This is a genomic window from Bacteroides caccae (assembly GCF_002222615.2).
Classification (GTDB): Bacteria; Bacteroidota; Bacteroidia; order Bacteroidales; family Bacteroidaceae; genus Bacteroides; species Bacteroides caccae.
The window spans coordinates 4,137,920-4,159,253 of the sequence record NZ_CP022412.2; the positions used below are offsets into that span (position 1 = coordinate 4,137,920).

16 protein-coding genes are annotated in these 21,334 nt (G+C 44.3%); 9 read left to right on the top strand and 7 right to left on the bottom strand.

The annotated features are described in order from the left end of the window. From CGC64_RS16975 to CGC64_RS16995, 5 genes are all read left to right on the top strand, one after another. Nucleotides 1-1,707, top strand: coding sequence for an acyl-CoA dehydrogenase family protein (locus CGC64_RS16975; protein ID WP_005678326.1), 1,707 nt, complete (start codon nt 1-3; stop codon nt 1,705-1,707). A 254-nt stretch (nt 1,708-1,961) separates the two neighbouring features. Next, nucleotides 1,962-3,716 (top strand): rhomboid family intramembrane serine protease, encoded by a 1,755-nt coding sequence (locus CGC64_RS16980; RefSeq protein ID WP_005678325.1) that lies wholly within the window; start codon nt 1,962-1,964, stop codon nt 3,714-3,716. Between the two features lie 8 nt (nt 3,717-3,724). After that, nucleotides 3,725-4,144, top strand: a complete 420-nt coding sequence (locus tag CGC64_RS16985) for a hypothetical protein (protein ID WP_005678324.1) — start codon at nt 3,725-3,727, stop codon at nt 4,142-4,144. 33 nt (nt 4,145-4,177) lie between these two features. Beyond that, nucleotides 4,178-9,238 carry a DUF4132 domain-containing protein gene (locus CGC64_RS16990; protein ID WP_005678323.1) on the top strand — a complete coding sequence of 1,687 codons (5,061 nt, stop codon included), beginning with the start codon at nt 4,178-4,180 and terminating at the stop codon, nt 9,236-9,238. Nucleotides 9,239-9,246: 8 nt separating this feature from the next. After that, complete coding sequence (locus tag CGC64_RS16995) at nt 9,247-9,717, top strand: GAF domain-containing protein (protein ID WP_005678322.1); 471 nt, start codon at nt 9,247-9,249, stop codon at nt 9,715-9,717. Nucleotides 9,718-9,829: 112 nt separating this feature from the next. Here CGC64_RS16995 and CGC64_RS17000 read toward each other — a convergent pair whose 3' ends face one another. The 6 genes from CGC64_RS17000 to CGC64_RS17025 form a co-directional block, all read right to left on the bottom strand. Further along, nucleotides 9,830-10,144, bottom strand: coding sequence for a chaperone modulator CbpM (locus CGC64_RS17000; protein WP_032855346.1), 315 nt, complete (start codon nt 10,142-10,144; stop codon nt 9,830-9,832). A gap of 14 nt (nt 10,145-10,158) precedes the next feature. Next, on the bottom strand, nt 10,159-11,124 hold the full coding sequence (locus CGC64_RS17005; protein ID WP_005678320.1) for a DnaJ C-terminal domain-containing protein: 966 nt from the start codon (nt 11,122-11,124) through the stop codon (nt 10,159-10,161). 86 nt (nt 11,125-11,210) lie between these two features. After that, nucleotides 11,211-12,914, bottom strand: a complete 1,704-nt coding sequence (locus CGC64_RS17010) for a phosphoethanolamine transferase (RefSeq protein WP_005678319.1) — start codon at nt 12,912-12,914, stop codon at nt 11,211-11,213. Further along, a complete protein-coding gene (locus CGC64_RS17015; protein WP_005678318.1) occupies nt 12,901-14,097 on the bottom strand; it encodes a BamA/TamA family outer membrane protein in 1,197 nt (398 codons plus the stop codon). The genes CGC64_RS17010 and CGC64_RS17015 overlap by 14 nt, the downstream gene beginning before the upstream one ends. Before the next feature lie 96 nt (nt 14,098-14,193). Continuing rightward, complete coding sequence (locus CGC64_RS17020) at nt 14,194-15,207, bottom strand: threonine aldolase family protein (RefSeq protein ID WP_005678317.1); 1,014 nt, start codon at nt 15,205-15,207, stop codon at nt 14,194-14,196. A gap of 155 nt (nt 15,208-15,362) precedes the next feature. Beyond that, a complete protein-coding gene (locus tag CGC64_RS17025; protein ID WP_005678315.1) occupies nt 15,363-15,581 on the bottom strand; it encodes a winged helix-turn-helix domain-containing protein in 219 nt (72 codons plus the stop codon). A gap of 236 nt (nt 15,582-15,817) precedes the next feature. Here CGC64_RS17025 and CGC64_RS17030 point away from each other — a divergent pair, with 236 nt between their 5' ends. The 4 genes from CGC64_RS17030 to CGC64_RS17045 all read left to right on the top strand — a co-directional run bounded on the left by CGC64_RS17030 (nt 15,818) and on the right by CGC64_RS17045 (nt 19,968). Next, nucleotides 15,818-17,557: a thiamine pyrophosphate-dependent enzyme gene (locus CGC64_RS17030; protein WP_032855343.1), complete on the top strand. Its 1,740-nt coding sequence runs from the start codon at nt 15,818-15,820 to the stop codon at nt 17,555-17,557. A 66-nt stretch (nt 17,558-17,623) separates the two neighbouring features. Next, the gene (locus tag CGC64_RS17035) at nt 17,624-18,541 is read left to right on the top strand and encodes a DUF2157 domain-containing protein (RefSeq protein ID WP_005678311.1); all 918 of its coding nucleotides are present in this window, start codon (nt 17,624-17,626) and stop codon (nt 18,539-18,541) included. Further along, nucleotides 18,525-19,502, top strand: a complete 978-nt coding sequence (locus CGC64_RS17040; protein ID WP_005678310.1) for a DUF4401 domain-containing protein — start codon at nt 18,525-18,527, stop codon at nt 19,500-19,502. Before CGC64_RS17035 ends, CGC64_RS17040 begins: the two co-directional genes overlap by 17 nt. Beyond that, complete coding sequence (locus CGC64_RS17045; RefSeq protein ID WP_005678309.1) at nt 19,468-19,968, top strand: GDYXXLXY domain-containing protein; 501 nt, start codon at nt 19,468-19,470, stop codon at nt 19,966-19,968. The genes CGC64_RS17040 and CGC64_RS17045 overlap by 35 nt, the downstream gene beginning before the upstream one ends. A 233-nt stretch (nt 19,969-20,201) precedes the next feature. On the opposite strand, the gene CGC64_RS17050 is transcribed toward CGC64_RS17045, so the two are convergent. Continuing rightward, nucleotides 20,202-21,332, bottom strand: coding sequence for an OmpA family protein (locus tag CGC64_RS17050; protein ID WP_005681664.1), 1,131 nt, complete (start codon nt 21,330-21,332; stop codon nt 20,202-20,204). Nucleotides 21,333-21,334: the final 2 nt, after the last annotated feature.

The following is a 21,334-nucleotide window of genomic DNA, read 5'->3' on the forward strand; positions in this document are numbered from 1 at the left end:
ATGGCTAATTATTATACAGACATACCGGAACTCAAGTATCACTTGAACAATCCGATGATGAAGCGTATTTGCGAACTGAAAGAACGCAATTACAGAGATAAAGATGAATTCGATTATGCTCCGCTGGACTTCGAAGATGCCGTAGACTCTTACGACAAAGTACTGGAGATCACAGGAGAAATCACAGGAGAAATCATTGCTGCCAACGCAGAAGGCGTTGACGAAGAAGGCCCTCACTGCGCCAACGGACGTGTAGAATATGCTTCGGGTACGAAACAGAACCTCGACGCCATGGTGAAAGCCGGCTTGAACGGTATGACCATGCCCCGTCAGTTCGGCGGACTGAACTTCCCGATTACTCCGTACACCATGTGTGCAGAAATCGTAGCGGCTGCTGATGCCGGTTTCGGCAACATCTGGTCATTGCAGGACTGCATCGAAACATTATACGAATTCGGTAATGCCGACCAACACAGCCGTTTCATCCCCCGCATCTGCCAAGGCGAAACAATGTCTATGGACTTGACGGAACCGGATGCAGGCTCCGACCTTCAGTCGGTCATGCTGAAAGCGACTTACAGCGAAAAAGACGGCTGCTGGTTGCTGAACGGTGTAAAACGCTTCATTACTAACGGTGACGCGGATATCCACCTCGTACTGGCACGTTCGGAAGAAGGAACTAGAGACGGTCGCGGTTTGTCTATGTTCATCTATGACAAGCGTCAGGGGGGAGTTAATGTCCGTCGTATCGAAAACAAACTCGGTATCCACGGTTCTCCTACTTGCGAACTGGTATACAAGAATGCAAAAGCCGAACTTTGCGGTGACCGTAAGCTTGGCTTGATTAAATATGTAATGGCGTTGATGAACGGTGCCCGTCTGGGTATTGCCGCACAATCGGTAGGATTGAGCCAGGCTGCTTACAACGAAGGATTGGCTTATGCCAAAGACCGCAAACAGTTCGGAAAGGCAATTATCGAATTCCCGGCTGTTTATGATATGCTTGCCATCATGAAGGGTAAGTTGGATGCAGGACGTGCACTACTGTATCAAACAGCACGCTACGTAGACATCTACAAAGCACTGGATGACATCGCCCGCGAACGTAAACTGACTCCGGAAGAACGTCAGGAACAGAAGAAATACGCCAAACTGGCCGACAGCTTCACTCCGCTTGCCAAAGGTATGAACTCCGAATATGCCAACCAGAATGCTTACGACTGTATACAGATACACGGTGGCTCGGGCTTCATGATGGAATATGCTTGCCAACGCATCTACCGCGATGCACGTATCACCAGTATCTACGAAGGTACAACTCAGTTGCAGACCGTAGCCGCTATCCGTTACGTAACGAATGGCTCTTACATCGCTACTATACGCGAGTTCGAGGCTATCCCCTGCTCACCGGAAATGGAACCGCTGATGTCTCGTCTGAAAAAAATGGCAGATAAGTTCGAAGCCAGTACCAACGCAGTGAAAGAAGCACAAGATCAGGAACTGCTCGACTTCACAGCCCGCAGATTAATGGAAATGGCTGCCGACATCATCATGTCTCACCTGCTGATTCAGGATGCAAGCAGATCTTCCGAACTGTTCTCTAAATCTGCACACGTATATCTGAACTATGCGGAAGCAGAAGTGGAAAAACATGCTAACTTTATCAGCAACTTCGATAAAGAAGACTTGGCTTTCTATAAGAAGTAACAGAATATTATACAACGCAAGGGCTGGATTTGCCTGCTCGAATATGATAATCTTTACGTATTCGGGCGGACAAATCCGGTCCTTTCTGTTTGATATCCCCTCCCCTTCGTTCGAACCGGCTATGTCTCACCCAATTAAGTTTCTCTATATCTATAAAAATATACCCCACTTATTTCTACTTTTTCTCATTATTATTCCATACATTTGTCTGTCAGGAAATAGGCAATCATTTACAACAATTAAAAGAGAATAATATGGCATTTAGACTCAGGCCTTTACATGAGGACACACTACAATTTGCTGGCTTATCAAACACACAAATTCTGATTTTAGCCCTTGAAGCTTCTCAAAAGTTAGAATGGAATATTGAAGAACTCACTCTTGAAGGTGTCCGTTTTGATGTCCCTATGAGTATAAAATCCCATGGAGAGGAAATCACAGTCTCTATTCAGGAAGGAAGTGACGGAGAAATATCTGTTCGCAGTCAAAGCATTGCCATGCAACTGGTAGACTATGGCAAGAACAGAAAAAACATCCAAAGTTTGCAGAAGGCAATGGAAGAAATAAAATCAACTCTTTCTCCGGAAGAATTAGAGCAAAAAGCCAAAAAACTGGAAGATGATTTTAACCGGCCGTTGACCGAGGAAGAAGAAGCATATCTCAAAGAAATAGAAAAGAAATCATCCTTTATCAGTTTCTTCATTCCCCGGAAAGGATTTATAGCGACTCCTATCCTAATGGACCTTAATCTTCTGATCTTTATCTTAATGGTGGCTTTCGGAGTGGGAATCCTGGAACCTTCCACACTGGCCTTACTGAAATGGGGGGCTGATTTTGGACCGCTAACCCTTACCGGAGATTGGTGGCGCGCCATAACCTGCAACTTCATACATATCGGCGCTTTCCACTTGCTGATGAATATGTATGCTTTCATGTATATCGGACTTTGGTTGGAGGACCTGATAGGAACGCGGCGTATGTTCATCTCCTATCTGCTCACCGGGGTTTGTTCGGCAGCCTTCAGTCTTTATATGCACGCCGAAACAATCAGTGCCGGAGCTTCAGGAGCGATCTTCGGACTTTACGGCATCTTTCTGGCTTTCCTCCTTTTTCACCACATCCCGAGAGCACAACGGAAAGCATTATTAATTAGTATCCTTCTTTTCGTAGGCTACAATCTGGTATATGGCATGAAAGCAGGAATCGATAATGCCGCACATATCGGTGGATTGCTCAGTGGCTTTCTTTTGGGAATCATTTATGTAATCAGTTACAGATTTGAGAAGAAGGATGCACAAAGAACTATTTCTATTGTAGGGGAACTGGGGATCTTCGGAATCTTCCTGTTCAGTTTCCTCGGACTTTGCCAGAACATCCCTTCAACATATCGGGAAATACGTAAGGAATGGGAAAGCGGAATCGTGGAAGCTTATCTTAACGGTGAACTGGAAGAGGAAAATGACAACCAGCCTGCAACGAATACGCCAAGCAAGTCGTCCACCCTGCAAATGCCACCTTATACCCCTGTCGGCAACAATGACACATGGCTTTCTTTCTATGATGCAACAACAAATTTCAGTTGCCAATATCCTACAAACTGGCATAAGATAACAGGTGCGCGAGGACTGACTCCCACTGCGGAACCTCCTTTTCTAATGCTCGTCAATGGAGGAAACCAATTAACTGCCGTCGCGCTTACCTATGACACACGGAAAGAGTTTGAACGCATAAAAGAACTGACACTCCTGCTCCCGAGAAATACAAATGGAGAGCCTTCGGAGGATTATAAACAAAGCAACGTAACGATCAACGGCCTGCCTATGACACAGACCTCGAATCCATTGCATATCGGAGCTCCCGATGAGCCAGGGCATGACGTACAGCAAATTGCATTACGTTATTTCCAGGAAGATCAACTAAGAGTCTTTTCCATAGTAATGCTTGTCTACGACAAGGAAGCACAAGCAGACTTGGAAGCTATTGTATCAAGCATTCAAATAACCAAATAAAGTAAACAATGAGAGTATACATTCAAGTAAAACAACTGGGAAAGCGAAAGTGCTGCATTGAAAAGCTACCCGTCGACTTTTCTGTTCCTCCCACCAATGTGCAGGAGTTGATTGCAAGTATTGTCAGCTGGCAAGTAAGCAAATATAACGATCGCCTGCAACAGAGTGAAGTATTGCAATATCTCACCCGGGAAGAAGTTGAGGACAAGGCTGCCTCCGGAAAGGTAGGCTTCGAAGTAAACTATAACGGCAGACCGGCCGCAGAAACTGAAGCAATCGTCAATGCGCTGCAATCTTATGAGGACGGAATTTTCCGTATCTTTATAGATGACACGGAAGCAGGCGGGCTTTCTTCTCCTGTTGTATTAAAAGAAGAAACTACACTGACCTTTATCCGACTGACTATGCTATCGGGAAGATTATGGTAAGTATCTATAATAACCCCCAAAAAACAGATAATCATGAGAATCATTTACAATGAAGATTTGAATAAACGAATCATCCCGTATGTGGACAAATTAATAAAGAATAAAAAAAAGCTGGATAAAGAAACGGCTGTTCTCTTCGATGTATTCATTCAATATCTTGACATGGATACCCGCTACGGGACGTATGGCGAGCAATTGGAACCTTGTATCACCGAAATCATCCGAGAGGAAAGTATCAGGAATGTCGCCCATCTTTTTGACGGAAAACTAAATAAACTACTTCTCTACTTATTGGGGGACGAATATGCCGGGCTGTTTCATACTTACTTGAAAATCAAGGCCCGTTGCCCGTATACTTGTGGGTATTCACGACGTTCACAACGTTCGGTTGACCCGACCCTGCATCTCAACCATGTGACAGATGCACTGACCCAGTTTCTGAAACTACGTGCAACCGGGTTTAACGAACAGTCCATACTCAACGGAGGAAGAACACCGGAAGAAATAGAAACAATCAAAGACGCTATGAGTTGCCAGAGTTGGATGGCTGCCCAAATAGCGGAAGGAAATGCCACCGTCATTGAGTACTTGCAAAACGTGCTGACCAGCGAAAACAATGCCAACCGTCTGAATCAGGGACACCTTCAAGCTATCGCTGCCAGCGGATACCGTCCGTTGCTCGAACTGGAAGGGAAGTTATTGTTGGCTGCCAAACTGCAAGAAGGACTCCGGCAAGCTATCGTAGAGACAATGGACGAAGGCTGTCCCGAAAGCTACCTCTACCTATTTTCCATTATCTACGACAACGGACTTCAACGCTTTGCTTCCGTGAAACGCGGCATAGCAGTCAGTACAGGTATCGGCGAACAGGACAGCAGTGACCGTATCACCAATAAATATGTAGAACTCATCCGGCATTTCCTGAATAATCAAGAGGACGCCCGCAAGGCTCTCCAAAGCAAAGACACAACCAAGCTTTACTTGGCATTATGGAGTATCGGATTCTATAATACGGAAGACATTCAGGCACTTATACCGCAAATCATCAAAGAAGGTGCTAAATATCAGGTAGAAACTCTCCTCTATTTCCTGCGTTGCACGCAATATACAGGGATGAACCATCGCATCAGCAAAGAAGCGCTGGAAGTATGGCACAACGAACCTTCGGTGGTTGCATCCATTCTTCCTCTCTATATGAACGGGATCTATCTCAGCCGGTACGGCAATTACCAAGAAGGTCCGCAACTTATCGACTACTTCGAAACAAAAGAAGAAGCGGTCCGCCACTATGAATACCTGAAACAAGTCTATCAGTCAATCTCTGCCAAAGAGACTTACTCTCCGTACATATTCTTCTGGGAAAGTGCATTCCTCACCCGTTCGGACATTGTACTCAAAATGGCATACATCACCTGGATGCTGCATGACTCGGCATTAAGGGACGATCTCTGTGCTTATCTGCCTACTCTGGAAACTTATATGAGAGCAGGATATATCGGCATTGTACTGAATCCTCCCACCAGCCAATTACAAGAAGAATACGTACTTCAATCACTCGGTGACCGTTCGGTAGATGTACGCGACGAAGCTTATAAAGTATTGTCCGATATGACTTTATCGCCCGAACAGAACCTGAAGGTAGAGGAATTGTTACGATTCAAATACAGCGAGATGCGTATTAACGCTATCAATCTGCTGATGAAACAGCCGAAAGAACAACTGGCAGACAGTATCCGCCGCTTACTGACAGATAAGGTATTGGAACGCCGTCTGGCCGGTCTGGATATGATGAAGACTATCCATAATACAGAATTTCTACAGGATATCTATCAGGAACTTCTTCCTGTTGTCAAAGAAATCCGAAAACCGAACGCCAAGGAAAAGGTATTGATAGAGTCTCTGATTGGCGACGGAACGGAAAAGACAGTCACACAGCACTACACGAAAGAGAACGGTTTCGGACTGTACGACCCTGCCCTGGAAGTCAACCTGCCGGAAATCACTCCGGACAAAGGATTCAATGTGAGAAAAACATTTGAACTTATCTGCTTCGGAAGGGCAAAGCTCATCTTCAAGAAGCTGAATAAATACATTGAAACATATAAGAACGCGGAGTTTAAGAATAGCTACGGGGAAGCGTGCCTGATAGGCAATAGTGTCTTGATAAACTGGAGTAACTACGGAGGATTGAGCGGACTCGGACGTCCGGAACTTTGGAAAGCCTTCTATGAAGAAGAGATAGGCAGTTATGACAAATTACTGATGATGAGCTTCATGCTTGCATCGACAGGAACTCCCCAGGATGAAGACGATTATGACGAGGAAGATGAGGAAGACAGAAAAGCAGACCAGAAATCGGCCAATAGCTTCGATCCGCTTATCAACCGGATGTATACAGGTGTCGTCTATCGCGGGCTGCAAAAAGAACTCCGCAAGCTGACATATTACGATCAGATTAACGATATCATCGAAGCACTGGCTCATGAATACAGGGATGAAGCTGCCTATCAACAGTTATCCGTCAATATGCTGCTCCAATTATTGCCATTGCTGAATACAGAAAACATTTTCCGTCAATATACCAACAAGCACGCATGGCTCAGGGATAAAATGGAATACGGAAAGAAACAAATCGTTTACCCGATACACAACAACAAGTTTGTAAACTTCTGGCTCGAAATACCTCAAAAGCCGATCAGCGATGATCTGTTCGTACGCTACTTCACCGTACGCTACCAGCTCTACAAGCTCACCAATTACATGGAGCATACACCCGAACTGGAAGAAACGGACTCTTACCTCCAGGCTACGGACTTCGCCCGAGCATGGATGCTGGGATTAATTCCGGCCGAAGAAGTTTACCGGGAAATGATGGGACGTGTCAACTCCCCCAGCCGCGTAGAGGCTATCACAAAAGTATTGAATGACAATTTCCGTTTCAGTAAAGAGAAAGAAAGGTATGCCGATATCAAAGGAATCGACTTCTCTCTGTTCCGTTCACTGGCACAAAAGGTGGTCGACAGGATTCTGGAAATAGAATTGAAACGGGGAGATTCCGAAACGCAGGTAACCAGTCTTGCCGAAGAATTGTCTTATGTCTACGGAGCCAAAACGTTCATCGGCATCCTGCAGGCATTCGGCAAAGATACCTTCATTCGCGACAGCTATAACTGGAACAATACGAAACGCGGAGTATTGAGCAGCCTGCTCCACGCCTGCTATCCACTGCCGACAGACACAAGTGCCCAACTGAAAAAGCTTGCAAAACAGGCTGAAATCAGCAATGAACGACTGGTAGAAGCTGCCATGTTCGCCCCGCAATGGATAGAACTTACCGAGAAGGCGATCAATTGGAAGGGACTGACAAGCGCGGCTTATTATTTCCATGCCCATACCAATGAAACCTGCGATGACAAAAAGAAAGCGATTATCGCCCGCTATACCCCGATTGATGTGGAAGACCTCCGGGAAGGCGCATTTGACATTGACTGGTTCAAAGATGCATTCAAGACTATCGGCAAACAACGCTTTGAAGTAGTCTACAATGCCGCCAAATATATTTCATGCAGCAACAGCCATACCCGTGCCCGCAAGTTTGCCGACGCAACCAGCGGCACGGTAAAGGCGGCAGATGTAAAGAAGGAAATCATTGCCAAACGGAACAAGGATTTGTTGATGAGTTACGGACTGATCCCATTGGGACGCAAAGCAGACAAGGAGTTGCTGGAACGTTACCAATACTTGCAAAAGTTCTTGAAAGAAAGCAAGGAATTCGGTGCACAAAGACAGGAAAGCGAAAAGAAAGCCGTCAGCATCGCACTGCAAAACCTTGCACGTAATTCCGGCTACGGAGACGTCACCCGCCTGACATGGAGCATGGAAACGGAGCTGATTAAAGAACTGCTCCCTTACCTGACTCCCAAAGAGATAGACGGTGTGGAAGTATACGTGCAAGTCAGCGAAGAAGGCAAGTCAGAGATCAAGCAGATCAAAGCGGGCAAAGAACTCAACAGTATGCCCGCCAAACTGAAAAAACATCCGTATGTAGAAGAACTGAAAGCGGTGCATAAGAAGCTGAAAGACCAGTATACCCGTTCGCGCATTATGCTGGAGCAAGCAATGGAAGACTGTACCCGTTTTGAAGAAAGCGAGTTGCGCAAGCTGATGCAAAATCCCGTTATATGGCCGTTGCTGAAACATCTGGTCTTTATCTGTAACGGACAAACAGGTTTCTACACTGACGGATTGCTGGTGACGGCAAACGCCGTCTGCCTCCCGTTAAAAGCGAAAGACGAGTTACGCATCGCCCACCCCACCGACTTGTATGCAAGCGGCAACTGGCACGCATATCAGAAATTCCTGTTCGATAAAGCAATCCGCCAACCTTTCAAACAGGTGTTCCGCGAGCTCTACGTTCCTACTTCCGAAGAGGCGGAAGCAACACAATCCCGCCGCTACGCCGGCAACCAGATTCAACCGCAGAAAACAATTGCCGTACTGAAGGGACGTCGTTGGGTAGCCGACTATGAGGACGGACTTCAAAAGATCTATTACAAAGAGAATATCATTGCCAATATTTACGCAATGGCCGATTGGTTCTCGCCTGCCGACATCGAAGCTCCTACGTTGGAATATGTTTGTTTCTACAACCGGAAGGATTATAAGCCCATGAAGATTTCGGAGATTCCTCCCGTTGTGTTCTCCGAAGTAATGAGGGATGTAGACCTTGCCGTAAGCGTGGCGCACGCCGGAAGTGTAGATCCGGAAACCAGTCACTCTACGATCGAAATGCGTAGCGTATTGGTGGAACTGACAATGCCGTTGTTCCATTTCAACAATGTGAAGGTGGAAGGCAACTTTGTCCGTATCGAGGGCAAGCTGGGCAAGTACAACATTCACTTGGGAAGCGGTGTGATTCATCAGGAAGGAGGCGCACAGATTGCCGTTCTCCCGGTACATTCACAAAACCGCGGACGCTTGTTCCTGCCATTTGTGGATGAGGACCCGAAAACGGCTGAAATACTGACGAAGATTATCTTCTTTGCAGAAGACGACAAGATAAAAGATCCAAGTATATTAAATCAAATCAAGTAACAACCGATATGGCAGAAAATTTATCAATCAACGCGGGAAGCAAGGAGGAAAAGTATCGTGAACTACTCCCTCAGTTATACGCATTAATAAGTACGGAAACGGATTTCATAGCCAATCTTGCGAATCTTTCCGCCGCATTAAAGCAGACTTTCAATTTCTTCTGGGTAGGCTTTTATCTGGTGAAAGGCGATGAGCTTGTGCTAGGTCCGTTTCAAGGGCCTATCGCCTGCACTCGTATCCGTTTTGGCAGAGGAGTTTGCGGCACGGCCTGGAAAGAAGCACATACGCTGATTGTTCCTGATGTAGAACAATTTCCCGGCCACATTGCATGCAGTTCCGATTCCAAATCGGAAATAGTTGTACCGATGATGAGAGAAGGGAACGTGATCGGAGTGCTGGATATTGACAGTGATTCATTGGATAGTTTCGATGATATTGATGCGCACTATCTGGAAGAAATCTGTACATATCTCCGATAGTCATATTCTCCCGGAACAGTCTTATTAAAACAGAGGCTCTGATTGAGTGAATCAGAGCCTCTGTTTACTATAAATGAAGCCTCTGTTTAGTACAAACAGAAGCTTTATTTTTCTACCAGTCAGTATCTTCTATTTCCCGTTTGCGGTATAGCGTAAGCTGCTTACGGAGTGAGTCCATTTCGCGTTTCATCTCCTCCATTCTTTCCAACAAGTGATGAATGGCGTCAATGCCTTCCATATTAATGGACAAGTCATAATACATCCTGCTATAACGTTCCACGTCCGGAAGTTCGGACACGAGCAGATAATGTTCACTACCTTCAGTGTGTACGTTAATTAAACCGCCTTCTTCCAACAATTCAATGAATGAAGGCTCAATATGACATTTGTGACAGTATTCACTGACAATAATTAATTCGGTCTGCATGGTACTCATTCATTTTAGTTCATACTCTGTAATTGACGGAACAATTCCTTCTGTGCATCCGTCAAATTCGTAGGAATCTTAACGGAATAGGTCACAATCAGGTCACCGAATTGTCCTTCCTTCTTATAAACCGGGAATCCTTTTCCTTTCAAGCGTACTTTCGTACCGTTCTGTGTTTCCGGCTTTATCTTCAGTTTCACTTTACTGTCCAAAGTGTCGACTATCTTCTCACCTCCCAATACGGCAGTGTAGAGATCTATTTCCACATCAACATACAGGTCGTCGCCCAAGCGTTTGAAAACAGGATCTTCGGCAATGACAAATGTAATGTACAAGTCGCCTGCAGGTCCCCCGTTGATACCTTCGGCTCCGTAGCCCTTCAGCTTAATCACCTGACCGTCGGCTACACCGGCAGGAATAGTGATACGTACCTGTTTACCGTTGACGGTCAATATCTGTTTATGCGTCTGAGCAGCATCACGAAGCGACAGATGAAGCTCCGCATTAAAGTCCTGTCCACGGAATCCCGCAGCACCTTGTCCCTTGCCTCCCCTGTGGCCGAACATCGACTCGAAGAAGTCAGAGAAGCCACTGGCGTTACCTCCGGAAAAGCCTTCTCCATCGGAGCTATACCAATATGTTCCGTTACCATCGGAGAAACCTTGTCCTCCGCCACCGAATCCGCCAAAGCCGCCCGCACCACCAAAGCCTCCGGCCTGTTGCTGCGCTCGTTTCTGTGCTTCGAATTCATCAGCATGCTTCCAATGTTCTCCGTACTCATCATACTTTTTACGTTTCTCAGGGTCACTCAGTACCTCATTGGCTTCATTGATTTCCTGAAACTTATCCTTTGCACTAGGGTCGTTAGGATTCAAGTCAGGATGATACTTCCGGGCCAACTTACGAAAAGCCTTTTTGATATCATCTTGTGAAGCACTCTTGTCAACTCCAAGAATCTTGTAATAATCTATATAGGCCATGTTTTATGAATTTAATCGTTCATACATCATATTGCAAATAACACGCCAATCTGTCTTTTGGATGAAAATTTTAGCAAGTATTAAGTTTAGGTGTTGATTTCCTGTTTTTCCAACATATGGAAGTCCTGTTTCTTCATCCCTAAATCATCCAACGGACGAGGTTCGTTATGGTCGTTCAGATAGACTCTCGGCCTCATTTTATAAAGAGGGGTTGCCACAGATTGCGAATCATCCCGGTAAGGAGTTTTTATTCCTCCCAAGTCCAGCATCGTCGGAAAGAAGGAACTGCTGGAGGAAATATTCTTTTCTTTATTAGCCGTCACAGCTTCCCAGTGTTCGGGATAGGCTTCCCGATAACTGTCGGACATCCAGATAAGAAACGGAATATGAAGCTGATAATAGGACGGTACAGGTGAGGCATGAAGGAAAAGATGACGGGGGTCGTCAAAAATATCTTCTCCGTGATCGGATGTATAAATCAAGGCTGCATCTGTACCTTGATTCTCCAACATACCGATAAGGCGTGCCAATAAGCTGTCCGTGTAACGGACAGAGTTATCGTATGCATTTACCAGATTATCCCGAAATTTCCTTTCCGCCTCAACCGGATAGTCCGGTGTAAAGAAAGCGTCTCCCGACGGATAACGTTCCCGATAGTTGAAATGAGAACCATAGGTGTGAAGGACGATAAATTGTTTTTTTGCACCTTTGGCCAGTTCCTGCTCTACCAATTTCAAGAGTTCATTGTCAGAAGGATTATAGGAAAAATCCAACGAATCCTCTTTTATAAAATCAAAGGTATCAGCTTCCCTTCCGAAAAAGTCGATGAAAGAATGATTAAAACGTTGGTTAGAGAAAAAAGCTGTCCGGAAGCCCGCTTCTTTAAAGGCAGTAATGATTCCTTTCCGATGGTAAATAGAGTCATAACTGCAAGCAGTAACGTCAGACAATAACATAGGCACACTTTTATGCGTGGTATTCGATTCTGTCAGCACTTTCGGGAAAGCAACCAATCCCGACTGCTGGACAAGCAACGGATTCGTTTCCCGTTCATAGCCATACAGTTGCCAGTTTAATGCACGGGAGGTTTCGCCCACTACCATCACGTACACCTCTTGTTTCTCCTCCGGATGCGTAGCTTGGGCATGGAAGGTAAAGTCTTTGGAAGTGTGGTGATAGTTCTGCGTCAAGGCAGTCCGCTGAAAAGCAAGCCCTACGTTATAACAGACATTCAAAGGGTATAAGTCCGATTTCAGTTCATAGCCGGGATCCTGTACGTATGCCCCGGCAAGGCTGAGAAGGGAGACTCCGAAGACGACGAAAGCCCTTTTACGTTCTCTGCGGATAAACGCTGCCGATAACATTCGTTTTCGGACGATTGAAATGGTAGCCAACACCAAAGCCGGTATATACAGTATCACCACAACGACAATGGCAGGCGTCAGATTGCCAAGCAGTTCCATAGCTTCGCTCGAATTGGTGGTCACCAGGTTCAGAAACATATCGACAGCAATAATGGACTGCCCGAACAGATAGAGCAACACAATCTGGAACGCTCCGAAAAAGAGAAACAGGAACAAAATCCAAAGCATTTTACCGCAATTTCTCGATAGTGTCATTAGCAGGTAATAACATCCAAAAGGTAACAGGACATTGCAGACCTTTGCTATAAACGACAGCGGCTCCGTAAAACAGAGCACAATATTAGGTACTATCAGGATGAACAGAAACAAGTAAAACAGATGTTCCTGATTCTCCAACCATTTCTTTATGTTCTTAAAAAGCTTCATTTATATTAAAAATAAATCCGGTCTGGTGTTTACCAAAACCTAAATCCAAACGTACATTTACTCTCTTTTTAAATTCCCAACGATAACCAAAACCATAATTAGGAAGAATATGTTTCGGAGTAAACGCAGAAAATTCCGGGAAGATTGTTCCTGCCCCTGCCCATACAGCTACCCCATTTCGCTTCCAGACATGCTGGCGAAGTTCTATTTGTGCATCCATAGCACACTTGTCACGATAACGTCCTTCATAATATCCGCGCATCGAATAAGAATTTCCCAATGTTGCCATTAATCCCCAAGGGGTATCTCCATAAGTCAGCAGAGTGTGAAACTGTCCGGCCAATATCCCTCCCTTCCATATAGGGTGATAATAACTGGTGGTCAGTTCCGTACTGCTGAAAGCATATTTATTACCAAAGAAGGCGGGGCTGAACCGTTGGTCTATCCTCAGATAATATCCACGATAAGCATTGGTCAGGAAATCACGTGAATCATAAAGAAGGGAAAGGCCGAGACTCGTATTCGTTGTCCGTGCCGCCATTCCTTCCCAAAGCTCCGGTTTTTCTAAATCCCGTCCGTCAATATAGTCGAATACGGCCATTGGACCGATATAAAAGTTCTTTGCCATTCGGAACATAAAATCGACTTTTACCTGTGCCTGAAAACGTTTATAGTCACTTTCGTTATCGGAGTTTGCCCCATTGTCGTATCCTCTCCCCCAATAAAGGCTGGGAAAAGAATAAAAATAAAGGTTATAATTCAACCGATATTTATCCTGCGGAAACAAATGATTTCCACGAACTCCCAACAAATAGAAGCCGACAGTCGACACATCTCCATAAAGAGAAACATTTGAGGGAGGAAGAATCGTATCAGCAGAATCGGTACGATACAAGCCTGCCGCCACCAGCCCGAGCCCAAACTTGGTATCACTGGAGTAGTGAGGACCACCTATCACACTGAAATCAAACTTTTTATTCTTTTTCTCCTTGTTGGCATCATTGAAGTAGTCAAGGAATTTCTTGAAGAAGCTGCGCTTTGCCGGAACAGAATCGTTAACGGCCGCAACAGATATAGAGTCTTCCGGCAGTTCTATTTTAGTAGAATGCGTCTGCGCACTAATAAAGGTTTGTGTCAATAATAATAGTGCGAATAAGATTAGCTTGTTCTGTCTAGTATTCATATATAATAAGAAGTTGAAAACTCTAGAGACAAAGTTAGTTTCAAACTTCTTATTACAACAGCGTTATGTGGGCTTTTGTTGTCCCCTTTTTCCCTTTTAACGTTTTAAAAGTCGAATGAATTCATCAACATCTTCTTCCGTTGTATCAAAAGAAGTTACCAGACGAATTTCATCCTTATCTTCATTCCAAAAATAAAAGAAATAAGATTCCAACATTCTATCAATAATAGGACGGGGCATTGTAAGGAACAACTGGTTACTTTCTACCTTTTGAGTAAAAGTTACTTCCGGGAGTTTCTTTAACTCTTTGTAAAGTTTAGCTGCCATTACGTTGGCATGCGTGGCATTCTTCAACCAAAGTTCATCCGTCAGATAAGCGGTGAACTGGCAAGAGAGATAGCGCATCTTCGAAGCCAGTTGGGCAGACTGCTTACGGACAAAACGGGCTTCTTTCTGCAAGTCCTTATTGAATACAATAACACACTCCCCCATCATCAGTCCGTTCTTCGTTCCGCCGAAACTAAGGACATCCACTCCGCAATCCACAGTCAGCGCCTTAAAAGAAAGCCGGAGGGCGGCACAGGCATTGGCAATTCTAGCTCCGTCCATGTGGACATACATACCGTTCAAATGAGCAAAGTCCGTCAGACGTTTCAGTTCCTCGGGCGTATAGATAGTTCCCATTTCCGTACATTGGGAGATGTAGAGGGCTCTCGGTTGAGAATGATGCTGGTCACCGAAACCATGCAAGTAAGGTTGCATCAGCTCGGGAGTCAGTTTACCATCGGGAGTAGCAATCGGACGAATCTGACAACCTGTCATCTTCACGGGAGAGCCGCATTCGTCAACATAAATATGGGCTGTTTCGGCACAGAAAATAGAATGATACGGACGCGTCATTAACTGCAACGCCACCACATTGCTACCCGTTCCGTTGAATACAAACAACGGCACACAGTCTTGTGTAAAAGTCTCTTTTATTTTTGCAACGGCTTCTTCCGTCCATTTATCGTCTCCATAGCCTAATGCATGGTCTGTGTTTGCCCGGTTCAACGCTGCCATTACCAATGGATGCACACCGGAATTATTATCAGAGGCAAAACTTCTCATTGTTTCCTTACATTTTAAATTGGATGGCAAAGTAACAGATTTATTTTCAAAAATCAAGTAGCACGAAGATATATCTAAAAACAAAAATCCCCGAAACACTAACTACACGTTACCACTCCGGGAATTTCTTTGTTTTCAGCAAGTACCAAACTCCTTTAGCCGATGTAAACATTTACACAGAGATATACATAGAGTTCTTCATCACATTGGTCAAACTCTATCTTATTCTCTCTTGATAACCAGCCTAAAGCGGCACCCAGCTCTTTATCTTTCAGCCCGGATTTCCTTTTCAGAGTTCCGTAGCCCCATTTCTCATTATTGCTAAGCAGCTGCCAAACTTTACCGGCATTCAAACCGATTTCATTTCTGTCCATTTTTCTAGAGTTATTTAGAGGTTTAAAACATTAGGTTAAGATTTTACCTAGAAAGATAACAAAAGGACATTACATTTGTTTATGCTACTTTACCAAAAACCTGTTACTAATTTATTTTTAACATAAAAGCCGCGATGTGTACCGACACAATACCGGTATTAGCGTATGTTAAAATAGAACTTTTCTTTGCAGACATCTGTTATTATCAGAGAATCAATCCTAAACCTATTACAGATATGGCAAAGAAAATAGCAGAACAACTAATAGACACTCTGGCAGAATCGGGAGTGGAACGTATTTACGCCGTGACAGGCGATAGTCTGAATGAAGTAAACGAAGCTGTCAGGAAGAATAATAAAATAAAATGGATACACGTGCGGCACGAAGAAACGGGAGCGTATGCCGCCGCAGCAGAAGCGCAACTGACAGGACGTCCGGGATGTTGTGCCGGTAGCAGCGGTCCGGGACACGTGCATCTTATCAACGGTTTGTATGACGCACAACGGTCGGGTGCACCGGTGATAGCTATTGCCTCCACTATCCCAAGCAGAGAATTCGGTACTGAATATTTTCAGGAGACCAATACAATCAAGCTTTTCAATGATTGCAGTTATTATAATGAAGTAGCCACTACTCCCAAGCAATTTCCGCGTATGCTCCAGTCGGCCATTCAGACAGCTATTACTCGTAAAGGAGTAGCCGTAGTCGGCTTACCGGGAGATCTGGCAAAGGCATCGGCCGTTTCTGTCGATTCGTCAGTCCGGAACTATTTCACCCGGCCGGAAGTCTGTCCTTCGGAAGAGGACCTTATACTGTTGGCCGATTTATTGAACAGTCATGAACGTATCACCTTATTCTGTGGCATCGGTTGCCGTGGGGCGCACGAAGAAGTGATTGCCCTTTCCGAGAAACTGAATGCCCCGGTAGCATATACTTTTAAAGGAAAAATGGAAGTGCAATACGAAAATCCGTACGAGGTAGGAATGACCGGATTATTGGGAATGCCTTCAGGATATTACAGTATGCACGAAGCGGAAGTACTTCTCATGCTCGGCACGGATTTTCCTTACTCTGCTTTCCTGCCCGATGATATCAAAATAGCCCAGATAGATATAAAGCCCGAACGCCTGGGACGCCGCGCCAAAGTAGACATCGGACTTTGTGGAGATGTGAAAATGACTATTCAGGCATTATTACGTATGCTGACCCCGAAAACAGATGATACTTTCCTGTTGAAACAGCTCAAAAGATACGAAGAGGTAAAGAAAGATTTAGCTGCCTACACGAAAGATAAAGGAGAAGTGAATAAGATTCATCCCGAATACGTGATGTCGGAGATTGACAAACTTTCTTCAGATGACGCTGTATTTACAGTAGATACGGGGATGACTTGCGTATGGGGAGCGCGGTATCTGCAAGCGACAGGTAATCGCCACATGCTGGGTTCTTTCAATCACGGTTCTATGGCAAATGCTTTGCCGCAGGCTATTGGTGCTGCCTTGGCTTACCCCGAACGCCAGGTAGTCGCATTATGCGGTGACGGAGGTTTGTCTATGACTTTAGGAGATCTGGCAACGGTGGTTCAGTACAAACTGCCGATTAAAATTATCGTATTCAACAATCGTTCGCTGGGAATGGTGAAACTGGAAATGGAAGTTGACGGGCTACCGGACTGGCAGACAAATATGTTGAATCCCGACTTCGCTCAAGTAGCGGAAGCGATGGGAATAACAGGTTTCAATGTCAGTGACCCGGAGGAGGTATTAACGACCCTATACAATGCCTTTGAAATGGACGGTCCGGTACTTGTTAATATTATGACCGACCCGAACGCACTCGCCATGCCTCCCAAAATTGAGTTCGGACAAATGGTAGGCTTTGCCCAGTCGATGTATAAGTTATTAATCAACGGGCGTTCGCAAGAAGTTATTGACACAATCAATTCTAACTATAAACATATACGGGAGGTATTTTAGATTATCGGGTAAGGTGATTATCATTTTATTTTCTTATGTTTGTAATCATCAAAAAGTATAAAGCACATGGAAAAGTCAGACTTTTCACCTTTGCCCCGGCAAGCTCTCTATGCAAATAAAAGACAATGGAATCAATTTCTTTCCATTTTCTTGTTAGCGGCAGGCATTGGTTTTACAGTAACAGGCATTATCTTCTTCTTTGCCTACAATTGGGATGAACTCCCCAAATTCGCCAAACTGGGAATGGTAGAAGTTTTACTGGCAACCTCTGTCCTGCTCGCCGTATTCACCCGGTGGAGTACGCTCGTCAAACAGGTTCTCCTTACCGGAGCAACCTTTCTGACAGGTACGCTTTTTGCCGTATTCGGGCAAATCTATCAGACCGGAGCCGATGCATACCACCTATTCCTCGGGTGGACACTTTTTACCTTTCTTTGGGCAGTAGCTATCCGTTTCGCCCCGTTGTGGCTGACATTTATCGGACTACTCAGTATAACAATATGGCTGTATGTAATACAAATAGTACCCGGTCATTCGTGGACCAGCGCTTTGCTCACCAGCGCAGTAACCTGGATATGCGCCACATCAACGATCGTTGCGGAGCGAATGAACATAAAAGGGCAGTTGAATAAACGAAACCATTGGCTGATCAGCTTCCTGTCGTTGGCTACAATTATACATACCAGTTATCTTACAATGGCAGCTATCTGTGAAGATAATACCATTCTATCCGTCCCGTTAGCAAGTACCATTCTTTTGTTTTCGGTAGGATTGTGGTTCGGCCGGAAACAAAAGAATCTGTATTATCTCGCTACCATTCCTTTTGCAACTCTAATGATCCTGCTGACTACCTTTATATCACACAGTAATCTCAAAAATGTCAATCTGTTTCTCTTTGCAGGAATTATCGTTATCACAGGAACGACCTTGATTATATATTTTATTCTCCACCTAAAAAGGCAATGGTATGGCACAGAAGAATAACCTGACAATCCAAGTAGTATCAATTATCGGAGGAATCCTGACTGCTATCTTCTTTTTGGGATTTCTGGTAGTTGCCTCGATTATCCGCACTGAAACATCCAGTCTGATAATCGGATGTTTATTCATCATTACTACCCTGACAATAAGTCGCCGGCTCACAGTTCCTTTTCTGGATGCAATGAATATCACTCTGTACATCGCCGGATGTGCACTGATTGCTTATGGACTAAACAAAAGTACAAATGCTCTCTTTATTGCACTTGCGATAACCGGCATTTTCACTTTCTTCTTATCGAAAGGTTTCATCTTACCTTTCCTTTCTGTCATTCTATTTATTATTTCTTTTCTCGGAGAGTTAGCTTATTTATCTTCGTCAATACAACTTTTGCAAATAGCAGTAGTCCCGGTTTTAGCAGTTTTCCTGTTCACCAATCTATACGAAAGGGATATCCTGACCGGATTAAAGGAAAACTTAGTTTCCAAATACACACCTTTCCATTCCGGCTTATTCGTTTCCTGTATCTGCTTATTAGCCGGATTGTCTGTTAATTATGGAATACCCGCACCCTATTGGTTACTATCTATCTTTATCTGGATCGGGATTCTTCTTATTATTCAACGTATCATGCCGGTAATGGAAGTAACGAACCCAGTAAGTCAGATCGGAATATGCATTCTCTGTATCCTTATCTGCCTGCCGACAATGTTCGCCCCATATCTGTCGGGTAGTCTCTTACTGATACTGATATGTTTTCATTATGGCTATAAAGCAGAATGTGCCGCCGCACTCCTACTCTTTATCTATGCCGTTTCCAAATACTACTATGATTTGAACCTAAGCCTGCTTGTGAAGTCAATCACGCTTTTCTTCACAGGAATCATATTCATGATCGCTTGGTATTATTTCACTCAAAAAAGAACGAAACATGAAAAAACAGAGTCGGATACTGATTATCACTAACCTGTTACTTTTGTTAGGATACCTCAACTGGTCCATTTACCAGAAAGAACAAACACTGAGAGACGGTCAACTCGTATTGTTTGAACTGGCTCCCGTCGACCCTCGTTCACTTATGCAAGGTGATTACATGAGCCTCCGTTATAGAGAAGCTACATCGGACTTACTCGGCGATACACAAGTAGCTACACATGGATATGCCGTATTAAATATCGACAGTAACCGGGTAGCCCGTATTGTCCGACTTAAGGATGCATTGGAACCTTTGAACGATAACGAACTGATCATCAACTATAAAATTGTAAATGATCGTTTATTTCTTGGTGCCGAATCTTTCTTCTTTGAAGAAGGTCAAGACACCCTTTATCAAAAGGCAACATACGGAGGCCTGAAAGTGAACGCCAAAGGAGAAAGTTTACTTGTGGGATTGTATGATAAAGACTTTCTGCTGATTAAGCCTGATAGATGAATATCGAAAAGCCCGGACTTTCACAAGCCCGGGCTCTTTGTATTCTTAAAACATCTCCTTATCTATAGGGAAAAAGGGACTAGCAAATTGCTTCTAGCGTAATAAGTGAGATGCCTTAAGAGCTATAAAGGGATGTCCGTGGGAAATAAGGGAGGCATCCCTTCCAAGGAACAGTGATTTGAATGGTACACTTTCACAAGCATCTCCATTCAGCTGTTTCCTTTTATAGTATTTCATTCTGTAATACAAATACTTACACGATTTTCTTTCGGAGTAGAATAAGGTTGTACTGTATCTCCTTTGAAGTCAACTTTTATTCTGTCTGCCGCAATGCCTTTAGATTTCAATGCTTCAGCAACATTCTTGGCACGAGCCTCGGACAACTTAAAGTTTATTGTTGCATTACCTGTATTTACATCTGCATAACCTGTTATGCAAATCTTTGCCGCAGGATTTTTCTCCAGATACTCAACCAAAGAGCTAATTTTTTGCTGTTGCTCATCCTGAATACGAGCAGAGTTCAAAGCGAAGAAAATATTCTGCTTCATAGGTTCTACAACTATTTTGTCTTCCTTCGGCTTCGATTGCTCCACTACCGGAATCGGTTCAGGACGCTGCTCCACTGTCGTAACAGAAACAGGTTGTTCGGGTTCATAAGAAACAGGAGCCACCTTCCTGGAGCTTTTTCCTAATGTGAAAGAGAGCCCAACCAATCCATTGAATTGCCAATCAGCATTCACACCTTTCTTAGAGTTAAACTTGTCAGACAACATATTTGTATTCAACTCAAAGTTGATAGCCACATGATCATTCAGACGAAGATTTGTCCCCAGCCCGATACGTCCTGAAGCATACAGTTTCTTACCTGTCCACAAACGTTGCAAATTGTACCCGCTTGCGTTCAAAGCTACAGCCTCATCATTGTCAAAAGCGCCATTCAAGCCTATACCCAGAAAAAGATATGCATTGAATATACGTTTTGAATGGAAACCATAACACAAGTTACTTAGATCAAACATAGCATCTAGGCCACCCTGCAAATATTTATATTTATAAGTAATTGCCGGATTTACCCAACCTCCTTTAGCCTGCCAGCCACTTGCTTCTGCCCGAACTGCAAACAACGGAGTAAACTTATATCCCAAAGCTACCGCTACGGACGGAGATACCAAATCTCCGAAAATCGCTTCACCTAAAGTATAGGCACCTCCTCCTTGCAGAGACAGAAACCAATGTGGATTGAACTCAGTTTTTCCTTCCTCTTTTCCGGAAAACTGTTCTTTTGTGTAACCAGACTGCCAAGCAAAGGCAACATTAACGTACGTCAGGAATAGAACCAACAGAATGTGATATTTAATCTTCATAT